We start from the raw sequence: 14,300 nt of genomic DNA on the forward strand, positions 1-14,300 counted from the left end.
GCGGATGCGGGCGCTTACTGCACCTGGATGCGGCGCGGCGTGGCCTGCGGGCGCTTGGGGATGTCGATCCGCAGCACGCCATGGCGGCCGCTGGCGGTGATGCCGTCGGCGTCGGCGCTGTCGGGCAGGGCGAAGCGGCGGTGGAAGCCGCCCCAGGCGCGCTCGCGGCGCGAATAGCGACCGGACTCGTCGTCCTGCTCGCCGGCGCGTTCGCCCTTGAGGGTGAGCACGCCCTTGTCCATCTGCACCTCGATCGCCTGCGGGTCCACGCCGGGGATGTCGGCGAAGATCACGAAGCGGTCGGCCTCCTCCTTGATGTCCACCCGCGGCGCCCATTGGCTGGTCACCACGTCGGACGGCTCGCCGGCGGCCTCGCCGAAGAAGCGCTCGAACACCTGCTTGAACTCGTCCTGCAGGGCGCGGCCGGGGACGGTGTTGTAACGGACTACGGTCATGGCGGGTTCTCCTTGGTCGTGACGCCGCGGCGGGGCGCGGCCATGCCCGGAACATGGGTGCCGGCCGCCGGCTTTCAACACCCGCGCACGCGGCGGCCACGCGGCTGCGGCTACACTCGTTCAGCCTCCGGTGAACCGCCGGCCCCTCCCCCAGCAGGACCCCCGCCATGACCATCCAGATCGGCGACCGCATCCCCGAAGTCGTGCTCAAGCGCATCCGCGAAGGCGTGGAGAGCGTGGACACCCCGACCCTGTTCGAAGGCCGCAAGGTGCTGCTGTTCGCGGTGCCCGGCGCGTTCACCCCGACCTGCTCGGAGAAGCACCTGCCCGGCTTCATCGCCCGCTTTGACGACTTCCGCAGCCGCGGCATCGAGGTGGTGTGCATGGCGGTCAACGACCCGTTCGTGATGCAGGCCTGGGGCCGGACCCTGGACGCGCCCGAGGGCCTGCAGCTGGTCTCCGACGGCAACGCCGACCTGACCAGGGCGCTGGGCCTGGAAATGGACGCCAGCGGCTACGGCATGGGCATCCGCGCGCGCCGCTTCGCCCTGTACGTGGAGGACGGCGTGGTCCGCCAGCTGTTCGTGGAAGCGCCGGGCGAGTTCAAGGTGTCCTCGGCCGACTACGTGCTCGAGCACATCGGCTGAGCGGCGCGTTGCGGCGCCAGCATCCGTCGCCGCCTACCGCCGTTCCTGCACCGGAAGACGGGTGCGCGCCGCCATGTCCACCACCCGGAACTCCACCCGCGTCCAGGCCCCGCTGTCGGCCAGCGCGGTCAGCACGTGCGCGCCCGGCCCAGCACCGGCGTAGTCGTACTCGAAGCCGCGCGCGCCTTCCGTGCGTGCGATCCAGCGCCCGTCCAGCAGCCACTGCACGCCCGCCGTGGCGCCCAGCGCCCGCACCTGCAGGCGCAGGCCGCGGCCGCTGCCGGGCGGCGCGGCCAGGCTCGCCCGGTCAGCCAGGCCCTCGATCCGCAACGACTCCGCCGCACCGCGGCCATCGTCTGCGCAGTCCGGCGCCAGCGGCGGCAGGCTCGAGGCGCGCCGGGTCGCCGCCGGCAGCCAGGGCGAGACCAGGGCCGGCCAGCGCGCGATCTCCGCCTCGCGCGCTTCATGCGCCAGGCGGCAATCGGCCGACAGCCGCAGGCCGCTGGCGGCGTCCACCTGGAAGCGCTCGCGGCCAGCGCTCCACAGCCGCGCCTGCCGCTCGGGCAGGGTCGGCGGCGTGGACCCGTCCAGGCGCCAGGCCTGCAGCCGGCGCTGGCACAGCGCAGCGGGGGTTTCCGCCGCGGCCCGGCCCAGGGGCCAACACACTTCGACCGCCTCCACCGTGTCCGGCCGCGGCAGCGGATCGGCATCGCCATGCGCCCGCGGCAGGCCGTCCAGGGTCTCCAGCAGCAAGGGCAACGCGGTGATCGCGCCGTACTGGCCCGGCAGGGGCGTGCCGTCCGGGCGCCCGACCCAGACCCCGGCGGTGTAGCGACGGCTGCCGCCCACCGCCCAGGCATCGCGGAAGCCGTAGCTGGTCCCGGTCTTCCAGGCCACCGCCGGGCGGCCGCCGGGATCGAAACGGCCCGCGGCCTGGCCCGGGCGCGGCGCGGCCTGCAGCACCTCGCGCACGATCCAGGCTGCGCCGGGCGACAAAAGACGTCGTTCGACCAGCGGCTGCTGCGGGGTGTAGCGCACCTGCGCCGCCAGCCCACCGCGCTGGAACGCGGCAAAGGCGCCGACCAGGTCCTCCAGCCGCGCCCCGGTGCCGCCGAGGATCAGGGCCAGGTTCGGCCGCGCCCCGCGCGGGAAGCGCAGGCCGATGCCTGCATGGTCCAGGCGCGCGGCGAAGCGCGCCGGGCCGACCCGGTCGAGTAGGTCCACCGCCGGCACGTTCAGCGACAGCCGCAGGGCGGTGGCCGCACTCACCGGCCCGTTGAAGGCCTCGCCGAAGTTGCCCGGGCGGTAGCCGCCGAAATCCTGCGGCGCGTCCACCAGCAGGCTTTCCGAATGGATCAGGCCATCGTCCAGGGCCATGCCGTAGAGGAAGGGCTTGAGGGTGGAGCCGGGCGAGCGCCAGGCCCGGACCATGTCGACGTGGCCCAGCCGCTCGCGGTCGCCGAACGCCACCGAGCCGACGTAGGCGCGCGCCTCCATGCTCGCGTTGTCCACCACCAGCAAGGCCGCCGAGGTCCGCGGCGGCAGCGTGGCGAAGTAGGCGGCGACCCGCTCCTCCAGCGCGCGCTGCAGGTCGGCGTCGACGGTGCTGGCGATCCGCGCCGCGCGCGGCTGCCCGGCGGCCAGCCTTTGCGCCAGCAGGGCCGCGTGCAGCGGCACCTGCAGCGAGCGCGCCACCACCGGCTCGACCCGGGCGTCGGCCACATCCTGCGCCGGCCACGCGCCCAGCGCCTGCATCCGTGCCAGGACCTTGTCGCGGGCCGCGCGCGCGGCCTCGGGATGGCGGTCCGGGCGCAGCCGGCTCGGCGCCTGCGGCAGCACCGCCAGCAGCGCCGCCTCGGCATGCGACAGCCGCGCCGCCGGCTTGCCCAGGCAGGCCCAGCTGGCCGCCTCGACGCCCTCGATGGTGCCGCCGAAGGGCGCGCGTTCCAGGTACAGCTGCAGGATCTGCGCCTTCGACAGCCGCGCCTCCAGCTGCAGCGCACGGGCGACCTGGCGCAGCTTGCCGCCGGCGCTGCGGGTGTCGTGGCCGTCGAGGATGCGCGCGACCTGCATGCTCAGGGTCGACCCGCCGGACACGATGCCGCCGTGGCGCAGCCATTGCCCGGCCGCGCGCCAAAGCGCCATCGGGTTCACCCCCGGGTGGTGGTGGAACCAGCGGTCCTCGTAGTTGAGCAGGGCCTGCAGGTACAGCGGCGAGACCGACTCCGGAGTGGCCGGATAGCGCCACACGCCTTCGCCATCGGCGAACGCGCGCAGGGGCGTGCCGTCGCGGGCGGTGACGACGGTGGCGATGCCGGCATCGCCGGCGGGCAGCGGCGGCGGGAAGGCGAAATCGAGCACGAGCACGGCGAGCAGCACGGCCACGATGCTCCAGCGCAGCCAGGGCAGCAGGCGGCGCAGCGGCGTGCGCCCGCCTTTTCGTTCGCCTGCTGCCAAACGGGTCATCCCGTCCTTCCCCTCACTGCCGACCGATCCCTGTCATTTGAAGCGATCGGGGTGCCGGGCGGAAGCCTGGCGTAAAAGCGCTGACTTCGGGCGGGGCCGTCGTGTCATGGGTGCGGATGCAGGGTTGCGGCGCTTTGGCGTGCGGCCTGCTGCCGCTCATGTCCCCCGGTCCCGGCCCGGCGGGCCGGAACCTCCTCCTTTACTTCCCGTCAGCAGGCCGCACGCCAAAGCGCTCCAAGCTTGGCCGGCGGCCCACGGAAAGCGGGATCCATGCGTCGACTCTGGCCTTTCGTCCGGCGGCCAATGAGGGTGAAGCGGTGCGGTGCGATGCCTGCTGACGGGAAGTAAAGGAGGAGGAACCGGCTTCACCGGTTCCGGGGGACATGAGCGGCAGCAGGCATCGTGCCGCACCGCCGCGACCGCCTTTCCCGCCCAGGCTTTCCGGTTCTGGATGGCATCCATCCCCGCCGTCGGGAGAAGAACCAAAGAAAAGGGACCGGCTTCCCGGTCCCTCCACTTTCCAGCAGCCTCGGCAGCGCCCTGCCTCAGCGCAACCCGGTCTCGCTGCGCGCGATCACCAGCCGCTGGATCTCCGAAGTGCCCTCGTAGATCTCGGTGATCTTGGCGTCGCGGAAGTAGCGCTCCAGCGGCATCTCCTTGGAATAGCCCATGCCGCCGTGGATCTGCACCGCCTGGTGGGTGATCCACATCGCCGCCTCCGAGGCGGTCAGCTTGGCGATCGCCGCCTCGGCCGAGAACGGCTTGCCCTGCCCCTTCAGCCACGCCGCGCGCAGCGTCAGCAGCAGGGACGCGTCCAGCTTGCACTTCATGTCCGCGATCTTGGCCTGGGTCATCTGGAAGGTGCCGATCGCCGCGCCGAAGGCCTTGCGCTCGCGCACGTACTCCAGGGTCTTCTCGTAGGCCGCCCGGGCGATCCCGATCGCCTGCGACGCGATCCCGATCCGGCCCGAGTCCAGCACCCCCATCGCGATCTTGAAGCCCTCGCCCTCCGCGCCCAGGACCTCGTCCGTCTGCGCCACGTAGTCGGCGAACTCGATCTCGCACGTGGCCGAGGCGCGGATGCCCAGCTTCGGCTCGGTCTTGCCGCGGTGGAAGCCCGGGCGCGCGGTGTCGACCAGGAACGCGGTGATCCCGCGCGCGCCCTTCTCCGGCTCGGTCATCGCGAACAGCACGATGTACTTCGCCACCGGCCCGGAGGTGATCCAGCTCTTCTTGCCGTTGATCACGAACGTGCCGTCGGCCTGCTTCACCGCCCGGCAGCGCATCGCCGTGGCGTCGGAGCCGGACTGCGGCTCGGTCAGGGCGAAGGCGCCGATCTCGCGGCCCTCGGCGATCGCGCGCACGTAGGTCTGCTTCTGCGCCTCGCTGCCGTGCTTGAGGATGCCGGCGCTGAACAGCGAGTTGTTGACCGACATGATGGTCGAGTGCGCGGCGTCGCCGGCGGCGATCTCCACCATCGCCAGCACGTAGCTCACTGGGTCCATGCCGGCGCCGCCGTACTCGTCGGGCACCTCGATGCCCATCAGCCCGTTCTCGCCCAGCACCTTGATGTTGTCCAGCGGGAACTCGCCCTGGCGGTCGTAGTGCTCGGCGCTGGGCGCGATCACGTCCTGGGCGATGCGGCGGGCCACGTCCTGCAGCATCAGTTGTTCTTCGGTGAAGCTGAAATCCACGGTGAGACCCCTCCGGTCCTGGCGATTGGTCCCGATTGTAACCGCCCCACCATTCGGTGGCGTATGCGGTTGACCGTCCCCGCCCGCCGGGGAGACAATCATCTCTATATCGCGATAGGAAGATATTTATGGACCTGGAGGACTGGTCGACCCGGCTGAAGGTCTTCGCCGACGCCACCCGGGTGCGCCTGCTGGCGCTGCTGGAGCTGGAAGAACTGACCGTGGCCGAGCTGTCGTCGATCACCCGGCTGGCCCAGCCGCGGGTCTCGACCCACCTGGCCAAGCTCAAGGAGGCCGGGCTGGTGCGCGACCGCCGCGCCGGCGTGTCGGCCTACTACCGCTTCGACGAGGCCGCCCTGGATCCGGCACAGCGCGCATTGTGGCAGGCCCTGAGCACCGGCAGCGACGACCCTTTGCTGCGCCAGGACGCCGAGCGTCTGCCCGGAGTGCTGGCCGCGCGCGCCGCCGACCAGAACTGGGCCGACAGCGTGGCCGGCGACATGGAGCGCCACTACTCCCCCGGCCGCACCTGGGAGGCGCTGGCGCGCAGCGCCCTGCCCCTGCTGGAGACCGGCGACGTGCTCGACATCGCCTCCGGCGACGGCGTGCTGGCCGAGCTGCTGGCGCCGCACTCGCACCGCTACGTCTGCATCGACACCAGCGCCCGGGTGGTGGCCGCCGCCAGCGAGCGCCTGCGCCGGCTGCAGAACGTGGAGGTGCGCGAGGGCGACATGCACGCGCTGCCGTTCAAGGACGCCAGCTTCGACCTGGTGGTGCTGATGCACGCCCTGACCTACTCGGCGCGGCCCGCCCAGGCCGTGGCCGAGGCCGCACGGGTGCTGCGCAAGGGCGGCCGCCTCCTGCTGAGCAGCCTGGCCCGGCACGAGCACAAGGCGGTGGTGGAGACCTACGGCCACGTCAACCTCGGCTTCCCGGCCAAGGAGTTGAAGAAGTTCGCCGAGAAGGCCGGGCTGGAGGTCACCAGCCTGGAGACCGTCACCCGCGAGCGCCGCCCGCCGCATTTCGAGGTGATCTCGCTGATCGCCCTCAAGTCCTGAACACCCGAGCCGCACCGATGAACACCCTGCCCTGGCTGCACCCCGACCGCGTCGCCCTGCTCGAACAGGCGCTGCGCGAGCGCATCCTGATCATCGACGGCGCCATGGGCACGATGATCCAGCGCCACGAGCTGGAGGAGGCCGACTACCGCGGCGAGCGCTTCGCCGCAGGTTTCGACCACGCCCACCACCCCGACCACGAGGGCCACGGCCCGCACTGCGGCCACGACCTCAAGGGCAACAACGACCTGCTGCTGCTGACGAAGCCGGAAATCATCGCCGGCATCCACCGGGCCTACCTGGAGGCCGGCGCCGACCTGGTCGAGACCAACACCTTCAACGCCACCTCGGTTAGCCAGGCCGACTACCGCCTCGAGCACCTGGTGTACGAGCTGAACAAGGCCGGCGCCCGGGTGGCGCGCGAACAATGCGACGCGGTCGAGGCGACCACGCCGCGGCAGCCGCGCTTCGTGATCGGCGTGCTCGGCCCGACCAGCCGCACCGCCTCGATCAGCCCGGACGTGAACGACCCCGGCTACCGCAACACCAGCTTCGACGAGTTGCGCGCGACCTACCGCGAGGCGGTCGAGGGCCTGATCGACGGCGGCGCCGACACGCTCATGGTCGAGACCATCTTCGACACCCTCAACGCCAAGGCCGCGCTGTACGCGATCGAGGAAGTGTTCGACGCCCGTGGCGGGCGCTTGCCGGTGATGATCTCCGGGACCATCACCGACGCCTCCGGGCGGACCCTGTCCGGGCAGACCGCCGAGGCTTTCCACACCTCGCTCGCCCACGCCCGGCCGTTGTCGATCGGCCTGAACTGCGCGCTCGGCGCCAAGGACCTGCGCCCGCACGTGGAGGCGCTGTCGGAGGTGTCGCCGTATTACGTCAGCGCCCATCCCAACGCCGGCCTGCCCAACGCCTTCGGCGGCTACGACGAGACCCCGGAGGAAATGGCCGAGGTCCTGCACGAGTTCGCCCAGGCCGGCCTGCTCAACCTGGTCGGCGGCTGCTGCGGCACCACCCCGGACCACATCCGCGCCATCGCCGGGGTGGTGCGCGGGCTGCCGCCGCGACAGCCGCGCACGCTCCTGGAGCAGGCCGCATGAAACACGCCGTGACTCCGGAACCAACCCGTCGTCCCGGCGAACGCCGGGACCCAGTGTCTTCCCCCCCCCATCACCGCAAGTCGCTGGGTCCCGGCATTCGCCGGGACGACGGGCGCTAGCCGATCTGCCGTCCATGTCCTCATCCATCCCTAGATACACCCGCCTCTCCGGCCTGGAGCCGCTGGTCATCACCCCGGAGCTGCTGTTCGTCAACGTCGGCGAGCGCACCAACGTCACCGGCAGCGCCCAGTTCCGCAAGCTGATCAAGGAAGACCGCTACGCCGAGGCGGTGGAGGTCGCGCGCCAGCAGGTCGATAGTGGCGCGCAGATCCTCGACGTGAACATGGACGAGGGCCTGATCGACTCCGAGAAGGCGATGGTCCGGTTCCTCAACCTGATCGCCTCCGAGCCGGACATCGCCAAGATCCCGGTGATGGTCGACTCCTCCAAGTGGGAGGTGATCGAGGCCGGGCTGAAGTGCCTGCAGGGCAAGGGCGTGGTCAACTCGATCTCGCTCAAGGAAGGCGAGGCGGCGTTCGTCGAGCACGCGCGCAAGGTGCTGCGCTACGGCGCCGCCGCGGTGGTGATGGCCTTCGACGAGACCGGCCAGGCCGACACCTGCGCGCGCAAGGTCGAGATCTGCACCCGCGCCTACCGGATCCTGGTGGACGAGGTGGGCTTTCCGCCGGAAGACATCATCTTCGACCCCAACATCTTCGCGATCGCCACCGGCATCGAGGAACACGACAACTACGCGGTGGACTTCATCGAGGCCACCCGGATCATCAGGCGGACCCTGCCGCACTGCCACGTCTCCGGCGGCGTGTCGAACGTGAGCTTCTCCTTCCGCGGCAACGAGCCGGTGCGCGCGGCGATCCACTCGGTGTTCCTGTACCACGCGATCAGGGCCGGCATGGACATGGGCATCGTCAACGCCGGCGCCCTGCCGGTGTACGACGACCTGGACCCGGAACTGCGCGAGCGGGTCGAGGACGTGGTCCTCAACCGCCGCGCCGACGGCACCGAGCGGCTGCTGGAGATCGCCGAGAAGTACAAGGGCAAGAAGGGCGAGAAGAAGGCCGAGGACCTGGCCTGGCGCGGCAAGCCCGTGCGCGAGCGTCTGGCCCACGCCCTGGTCCACGGCATCGACGCCTTCGTCGAGGAAGACACCGAACAGGCGCGGCAGCAGGCCACGCGCCCGCTGGACGTGATCGAAGGCCCGCTGATGGACGGCATGAACGTGGTCGGCGACCTGTTCGGCGCCGGCAAGATGTTCCTGCCGCAGGTGGTCAAGTCGGCGCGGGTGATGAAGAAGGCGGTGGCCTACCTGCTGCCCTTCATCGAGGCCGAGAAGGCCCGCACCGGCGACGCCGGCAAGTCCAACGGCAGGATCGTGATGGCCACGGTCAAGGGCGACGTGCACGACATCGGCAAAAATATTGTCGGCGTGGTCCTGGCCTGCAACAACTTCGAGGTCGTGGACCTGGGGGTGATGGTGCCGGCGCAGAAGATCCTGGACACCGCACGCGAGGTCCAGGCCGACCTGATCGGCCTGTCCGGGCTGATCACGCCCTCGCTGGAGGAGATGAGCCACGTCGCCCGCGAGCTGCAAAGGCAGGGCTTCCAGACCCCGCTGATGATCGGCGGCGCCACCACCTCGCGCGCCCACACCGCGCTGAAGATCGACCCGCACTACAAGGCGCCCACGGTCTGGGTGAAGGACGCCTCGCGCGCGGTCGGCGTGGCCCAGTCGCTGATCAGCCCGGAGCTGCGGACGAAGTTCGTCGCCGCCAACGACGCCGATTACGCCGAGATCCGCACCCGCCATCGCAACCGCGGCGACGCCAAGCGCCTGGTGTCGCTGGAGAAGGCGCGCGGCCAGCGCTTCGACGGCGGCTGGGGCGCCGGCTACATTCCGCCGGCGCCGAACCGCACCGGCGTGCACGCCTTCGAGGACTGGCCGCTGGCCGACCTGCTGCCGGTACTGGACTGGACCCCGTTCTTCCAGGCCTGGGAACTGGCCGGCAAATTCCCGGCGATCCTCACCGACGAGGTGGTCGGGGTCCAGGCCAGCGAGCTGTACCGCGACGCCCGGGCGATGCTGGAGAAGATCATCGCGGAGAAATGGCTGACCGCGCGCGCGGTGTACGGCATCTGGCCGGCGCACGGCGTCGGCGACGACGTGGTCCTGGAGCACGCCGACGGCCCGGCCACCCTGCACTTCCTGCGCCAGCAGGTGGACAAGCCGGTCGAGCGACCTGACTTCTGCCTGGCCGACTTCATCGCCCCGAAGGACCAGGGCGTGGCCGACTGGATCGGCGCGTTCGCGGTGACTGCGGGCATCGGCATCGAGCCGCACCTGGCCCGCTTCGAGGCCGACCACGACGACTACAACGCGATCCTGCTCAAGGCCCTGGCCGACCGCCTGGCCGAGGCCCTGGCCGAGCGCCTGCACCAGCGGGTGCGCACCGAGTTCTGGGGCTACGACACGGCCGAAGCGCTGGACAACGAGGCGCTGATCGCCGAGAAGTACCGCGGCATCCGCCCCGCCCCCGGCTACCCGGCCTGCCCGGAGCACAGCGAGAAGGGCACCCTGTTCCGGCTGCTGGACGCCGGGGCCAACGCCGGCATGACCCTGACCGAGAGCTTCGCGATGCTGCCGACCGCGGCGGTGTCCGGCTACTACTTCAGCCATCCGCAGAGCCAGTACTTCGTGGTCGGCCGCGTGGGCAAGGACCAGGTCGCCGACTACGCCCGGCGCAAGGGCGTGCCGCTGGCCCAGGCCGAACGCTGGCTGGCCTCGAACCTGGACTACGACCCGGAGTAGCGCCAGCACCGGCCGCCTCCGCACGCAACCCGCGCCGGCCACGGCCGCCGCGGCGCCCCCGTACAATGGGCGCCATCCTTCTCCCGGAACCTGCGCATGCAGCCCGAAACCGTCCGCGCCGTCGTCACCGGCGGTGTCTCCGGCCTCGGCCTGGCCGTGGCCACCCGCCTGGTCGCCGACGGCGGCAAGGTCGCCCTGCTCGACGTCAACGACGACAAGGGCGCCCAGGCCGTGGCCGCGCTCGGCGAGGCCAACGCCCGCTACTTCCGCACCGACGTCACCGACGAGGCCGGCGTAGCCGCCACCTTCGCCGCCGCCCGCGATTTCCTCGGCGGCCTCAACGCCGCCGTCAGCTGCGCCGGCATCCTCGGGTCCGGCCGGGTGCTGGGCAAGGACGGGCCGATGCCGCTGGACGGCTTCGCCCGCACGGTGATGGTCAACCTGGTCGGCAGCTTCAACGTGGCCAAGGCCGCCGCCGACCTGATCCAGCACAACCCGCCGGGCGAGGACGGCGAGCGCGGCGTGATCGTCAACACCGCCTCGGTTGCCGCCTACGAGGGCCAGATCGGCCAGGCCGCGTACGCGGCCTCCAAGGGCGGCGTGGTCGGCATGACCCTGCCGATGGCGCGCGAGCTGGCCCGCTTCGGCATCCGGGTGATGACGGTGGCGCCGGGCGTGTTCTGGACCCCGATGGTCGACGGCATGCCGCAGGCGGTGCAGGACTCGCTGGCCGCCACCATCCCCTTCCCCGCCCGCCTCGGCCGGCCGGAGGAATTCGCCGACACGGTCGCCTTCATCCTGCGCACCCGCTACCTCAACGGCGAGACCCTCCGCCTGGACGGCGCCACCCGACTGGCGCCGAAGTGAGGATCCGCCCGCTCTCCACCGGCGGCCCGGATCGCCGCGGCGCGCGCCCGCGGCCCAAGCCGCCGCCCGCGCGCGGCCGCCGCCCCGCCTGACTCCAACCGATCCCAGAAACCCGATTCCTACCGGTCGAACCCATGAAAGCCAGCGACATCAAGAAGGGCAACGTCGTCGAATACAACAACGGCGTCTACCAGATCCGCGACATCGAGCGCAGCTCGCCGCAGGGCCGCGGCGGCAACGTGCGCTTCCGTTTCATCATGTATTCGGTGCCCGGCGGCGCCAAGCTGGACGCCAGCTTCGACGCCGACGACAACCTCACCGAGGTCGAGCTGCTGCGCCGCCAGGCCACGTTCTCGTACAAGGACGGCGAGGCGTTCGTGTTCATGGACGACGAGGACTACACCCCCTACACCCTGGACCCGGACGCGATCGGCGAAGCCGCCGGCTACATCACCGACGGCCTGTCCGGCATCTACGTGCAGGTGATCGACGAGCAGCCGGTGGCGATCCAGCTGCCGCAGCACGTGACCTTGGAAGTGATCGAGACCCCGCCGGAGCTGAAGGGCGGCACCGCGACCAAGCGCCCGAAGCCGGCCAAGCTGAGCACCGGCATCGAGATCATGGTCCCGGAGTACATCACCACCGGCGAGCGGATCCTGGTCAACACCACCACCGGCGAGTTCGGCGGCCGCGCCGACTGAACCGGGCCGGCGGCCGGCTTCTCCCTGTAGGAGCCGGTCTTGCCGGCGACCGCCATGGTGGACGTGTTTGCGTGAAACCGGGTGCTATTGATGTATCCGTCTCCGCGGTCGCCGGCGCTCTTCCACGGACGGATGTCCGGTCCGGCTCCTACAGGGGCGGCGCATCGTCGAGCGCACGCAAGCGCTCGCCCAGCAATGCCAGGTTGGCCTCGGTGCCCTCCAACGCCGCGCGGCGCGATGCCGGCAGCAGTTCCCGCAGCTGCACCTCGAGCATCCGCGCATTGCCGGCACGGTGCTGCGCATCCTCCCGCACCCGCGCCTGCAGCACCGTGCGCTCGTCTTCCTGCGGCAGGCCGTAGCCGGCCACCCCGTCCAGCCAGGCCGCCGGCCGGCTGAAGGCGCCGCCCAGGCGCAGGAAATCGCGCAGGGCCTCCACAGTCGCCACCGGCACGCCGTCCAGGTCGGCGCCGGCGCCCAGCCAGCGGCGCTTGAGTTCGTCGCGGGCCAGCGCGTGCTGCCGGCGCCAGGCCGCCGATTCCAGCACCAGCAGGGCGGCCGCAGCACGCAGGCCGGCACGGTCCAGTTCGGGCGCACGCGCAGCCGGCGGCAGCGCCAGCCAGTCCTCCGCCGAATCCGGCACGAGGTCGAGTTCGGCGCGCGCGACCGCGTACATCGCCGCGTAATGCGCGCTGGCCGGCTCGAACCGGAAGCCCAGGCGCACCCGTTCGCCGGGATCTGCAGGCACCGCCGCCGCGTCGATCAGGCCCTGTCGCTCCAGCCTGCGCCGCAGGCCGGTCGGGGTGATGCTGCGCAGCGGCGAAGCGGCCAGCCGCGGCGAGGCATCGTGCAGCAGCTTCCAGGTCTCCACCGCGCAGTTGTTGGCAACGAACCAGTAGCGGCCGTCGTAGTTCCAGTGCAGCTGCGCCGCGCGCCCGGCCAGCGCCTCGATCTCCGGGCGCGTCAGCGACAAGGGCCAGGAACCCAGGCCGCGCAGTTCGACCCGGGTGTACTCGTCCACCACCTGGTCCAGCGGCAGCGCGAACAGGCGCGAGGGATAGGAACCGGTCAGCCCGCGCCAGCTGGAGATCTGCAGGTCGTCGACGAAGGCGCGGAACGACAGCACCAGGTGGTGCTGCAGGTCCAGGCGGCAATCCGGCCCGCGCGGCCGGCCCGGCGCGCACACCACCAGGCGCAGCATGCCGTGGCCCCAGCGGCTCATCGGCCGCGCGTTGCCCTCGGCCAGCAGGTAGTCCACCGCGAAGATCCGTGCCGGATCGACGACGCGCACGGGCTCGGCCGCGGCGACCGCGTCCTGGACGAAGGCCAGTCCGGGCGCGCAGGCCGCGCGGCCCGCCGGCACCTCGCCGAAGCGGGCATCGAAGTACGCCGCCAGCGCCGGGCGCCGGCAGGCGTAGTCCGGGTCGAGCAGATAGTGCTCCAGGTTCACCGCCAGGTATTCGCGCGGCGAATGCAGCTCGTACGGGTCGGGGCTGCGGTCGCGGAAGTCGTTGCGCCCGCGCCGGCCCGGGCGCAATGCAGCCACCTGCCAGCCGGCCAGGTCGAGCAGGCGCGGATCGCGCGACAGGCCGCCGGCGGCGGTGCGGTCATGGAGATGGGCCAGCTCGTGCAGGACCGCGGCCAGCGCGGCGCGGGATGCGGATGCCGCCTCCTGCGCCGCGGCGGAAAGGGCATCCCCCGCCGCGATGGCCGGAGCGGCCTGATCGGACAATGGCGGCTGCGCCATCCAGGCCGCGAGCAGTTGCCGGTCCAGCAGCATCCGCCAGTGGCGCGCGCGGCCGTGCACGCCCTCGGGCAGGTCGTCGCGCCATTCGACCGCGATCGGCCGGTCCAGCGAGGCGGCCCAGGCCGCCGGCAACCGGGCGGCCGCCTCGGCCAGGAGCCGGCCGGTCGCCTCGCGTTCCTCGCGCGTCAGCGCGCCGTGCAGCTCGAACCTCGGCGCGGCCACGGCCTGGCCGCTGGCCAGCAGCAGCCAGCCCAGCAGCGCGGCGCCGCGCAGGCTCATCCGCGGGCGAGGATCTTCCGCGCCAGCTCCAGGTCGCTGGCCTGGCGGCCGGCCTGGTCGCCCTCGCCGCGCTCGCGCATCACCCGCAGCGCGGCCTCGAGCCGGGCGCTGCGCAGGCGGCCGTCGCTGGCCACGAACGCGGCCGCGTCCTCGCGCGCCTGCAGCACCAGCTTGTCGTCGCCGGAGGTGCTGCCGGAGGACGCGGAGCTGCCGGCCGAAGACGCGCCCGCGGAAGTGCCGGCGAAGCTGGAAGCCTGCGCGGCCGACGCGGCGCCGAGGCACAGCAGGAGGGCGAACAGGGAGGCGGAACGGCTGTTCATCGGGCGGGTCCGGAAGGCGGTGACGGATGCGCCAAGACTAGCCGCAAGCGGCATCCGCGTGCATGACCGGCGGGTAAGTGAACGGGTGCTTCCCTGTAGGAGCCGGCCTTGCCGGCGACCGTGGAGGCGG

11 protein-coding genes are annotated in these 14,300 nt (G+C 71.8%); 6 read left to right on the plus strand and 5 right to left on the minus strand.

The window, feature by feature from the left end; translation table 11 throughout:
• Nucleotides 1-14: 14 nt before the first annotated feature.
• Nucleotides 15-455 carry an Hsp20/alpha crystallin family protein gene (locus CSC62_RS06390; RefSeq protein ID WP_162405342.1) on the minus strand — a complete coding sequence of 147 codons (441 nt, stop codon included), beginning with the start codon at nucleotides 453-455 and terminating at the stop codon, nucleotides 15-17.
• 167 nt (nucleotides 456-622) lie between these two features.
• Here CSC62_RS06390 and CSC62_RS06395 point away from each other — a divergent pair, with 167 nt between their 5' ends.
• A complete protein-coding gene (locus tag CSC62_RS06395) occupies nucleotides 623-1,102 on the plus strand; it encodes a peroxiredoxin (protein WP_162405343.1) in 480 nt (159 codons plus the stop codon).
• A gap of 33 nt (nucleotides 1,103-1,135) precedes the next feature.
• Here the strand turns inward: CSC62_RS06395 and pbpC are convergent, their stop codons facing one another.
• Nucleotides 1,136-3,568 carry a penicillin-binding protein 1C gene (gene pbpC, locus CSC62_RS06400; protein WP_162405344.1) on the minus strand — a complete coding sequence of 811 codons (2,433 nt, stop codon included), beginning with the start codon at nucleotides 3,566-3,568 and terminating at the stop codon, nucleotides 1,136-1,138.
• Between the two features lie 545 nt (nucleotides 3,569-4,113).
• Nucleotides 4,114-5,262, minus strand: coding sequence for an acyl-CoA dehydrogenase family protein (locus CSC62_RS06405; RefSeq protein WP_162405345.1), 1,149 nt, complete (start codon nucleotides 5,260-5,262; stop codon nucleotides 4,114-4,116).
• A gap of 128 nt (nucleotides 5,263-5,390) precedes the next feature.
• Here CSC62_RS06405 and CSC62_RS06410 point away from each other — a divergent pair, with 128 nt between their 5' ends.
• From CSC62_RS06410 to yeiP, 5 genes are all read left to right on the plus strand, one after another.
• Nucleotides 5,391-6,320 carry an ArsR/SmtB family transcription factor gene (locus CSC62_RS06410; protein ID WP_162405346.1) on the plus strand — a complete coding sequence of 310 codons (930 nt, stop codon included), beginning with the start codon at nucleotides 5,391-5,393 and terminating at the stop codon, nucleotides 6,318-6,320.
• Between the two features lie 17 nt (nucleotides 6,321-6,337).
• Nucleotides 6,338-7,432, plus strand: coding sequence for a homocysteine S-methyltransferase family protein (locus CSC62_RS06415; protein WP_162405347.1), 1,095 nt, complete (start codon nucleotides 6,338-6,340; stop codon nucleotides 7,430-7,432).
• 133 nt (nucleotides 7,433-7,565) lie between these two features.
• Nucleotides 7,566-10,259, plus strand: coding sequence for a methionine synthase (gene metH, locus CSC62_RS06420; protein ID WP_162405348.1), 2,694 nt, complete (start codon nucleotides 7,566-7,568; stop codon nucleotides 10,257-10,259).
• A 96-nt stretch (nucleotides 10,260-10,355) separates the two neighbouring features.
• The gene (locus tag CSC62_RS06425; RefSeq protein WP_162405349.1) at nucleotides 10,356-11,126 is read left to right on the plus strand and encodes an SDR family oxidoreductase; all 771 of its coding nucleotides are present in this window, start codon (nucleotides 10,356-10,358) and stop codon (nucleotides 11,124-11,126) included.
• A 134-nt stretch (nucleotides 11,127-11,260) separates the two neighbouring features.
• Nucleotides 11,261-11,827, plus strand: coding sequence for an elongation factor P-like protein YeiP (gene yeiP, locus CSC62_RS06430; RefSeq protein ID WP_162405350.1), 567 nt, complete (start codon nucleotides 11,261-11,263; stop codon nucleotides 11,825-11,827).
• Nucleotides 11,828-11,975: 148 nt separating this feature from the next.
• On the opposite strand, the gene CSC62_RS06435 is transcribed toward yeiP, so the two are convergent.
• Together CSC62_RS06435 and CSC62_RS06440 are read right to left on the minus strand one after the other, a co-directional pair.
• The gene (locus CSC62_RS06435; RefSeq protein ID WP_162405351.1) at nucleotides 11,976-13,850 is read right to left on the minus strand and encodes a DUF7844 domain-containing protein; all 1,875 of its coding nucleotides are present in this window, start codon (nucleotides 13,848-13,850) and stop codon (nucleotides 11,976-11,978) included.
• Nucleotides 13,847-14,170 (minus strand): DUF2388 domain-containing protein, encoded by a 324-nt coding sequence (locus tag CSC62_RS06440; protein WP_162405352.1) that lies wholly within the window; start codon nucleotides 14,168-14,170, stop codon nucleotides 13,847-13,849. Before CSC62_RS06440 ends, CSC62_RS06435 begins: the two co-directional genes overlap by 4 nt.
• Nucleotides 14,171-14,300: the final 130 nt, after the last annotated feature.

Source organism: Pseudoxanthomonas jiangsuensis, from assembly GCF_010093185.1.
GTDB classification, from domain to species: Bacteria; Pseudomonadota; Gammaproteobacteria; order Xanthomonadales; family Xanthomonadaceae; genus Pseudoxanthomonas; species Pseudoxanthomonas jiangsuensis.

Coding starts and splice junctions, on each gene's coding strand:
- CSC62_RS06435 (WP_162405351.1), bottom strand. CDS start 13,850: ATGAGCCTGCGCGGCGCCGCGCTGCTGGGCTGGCTGCTGCTGGCCAGC.
- CSC62_RS06425 (WP_162405349.1), top strand. CDS start 10,356: ATGCAGCCCGAAACCGTCCGCGCCGTCGTCACCGGCGGTGTCTCCGGC.
- CSC62_RS06415 (WP_162405347.1), top strand. CDS start 6,338: ATGAACACCCTGCCCTGGCTGCACCCCGACCGCGTCGCCCTGCTCGAA.
- yeiP (WP_162405350.1), top strand. CDS start 11,261: ATGAAAGCCAGCGACATCAAGAAGGGCAACGTCGTCGAATACAACAAC.
- CSC62_RS06440 (WP_162405352.1), bottom strand. CDS start 14,170: ATGAACAGCCGTTCCGCCTCCCTGTTCGCCCTCCTGCTGTGCCTCGGC.
- CSC62_RS06390 (WP_162405342.1), bottom strand. CDS start 455: ATGACCGTAGTCCGTTACAACACCGTCCCCGGCCGCGCCCTGCAGGAC.
- CSC62_RS06410 (WP_162405346.1), top strand. CDS start 5,391: ATGGACCTGGAGGACTGGTCGACCCGGCTGAAGGTCTTCGCCGACGCC.
- metH (WP_162405348.1), top strand. CDS start 7,566: ATGTCCTCATCCATCCCTAGATACACCCGCCTCTCCGGCCTGGAGCCG.
- pbpC (WP_162405344.1), bottom strand. CDS start 3,568: ATGACCCGTTTGGCAGCAGGCGAACGAAAAGGCGGGCGCACGCCGCTG.
- CSC62_RS06395 (WP_162405343.1), top strand. CDS start 623: ATGACCATCCAGATCGGCGACCGCATCCCCGAAGTCGTGCTCAAGCGC.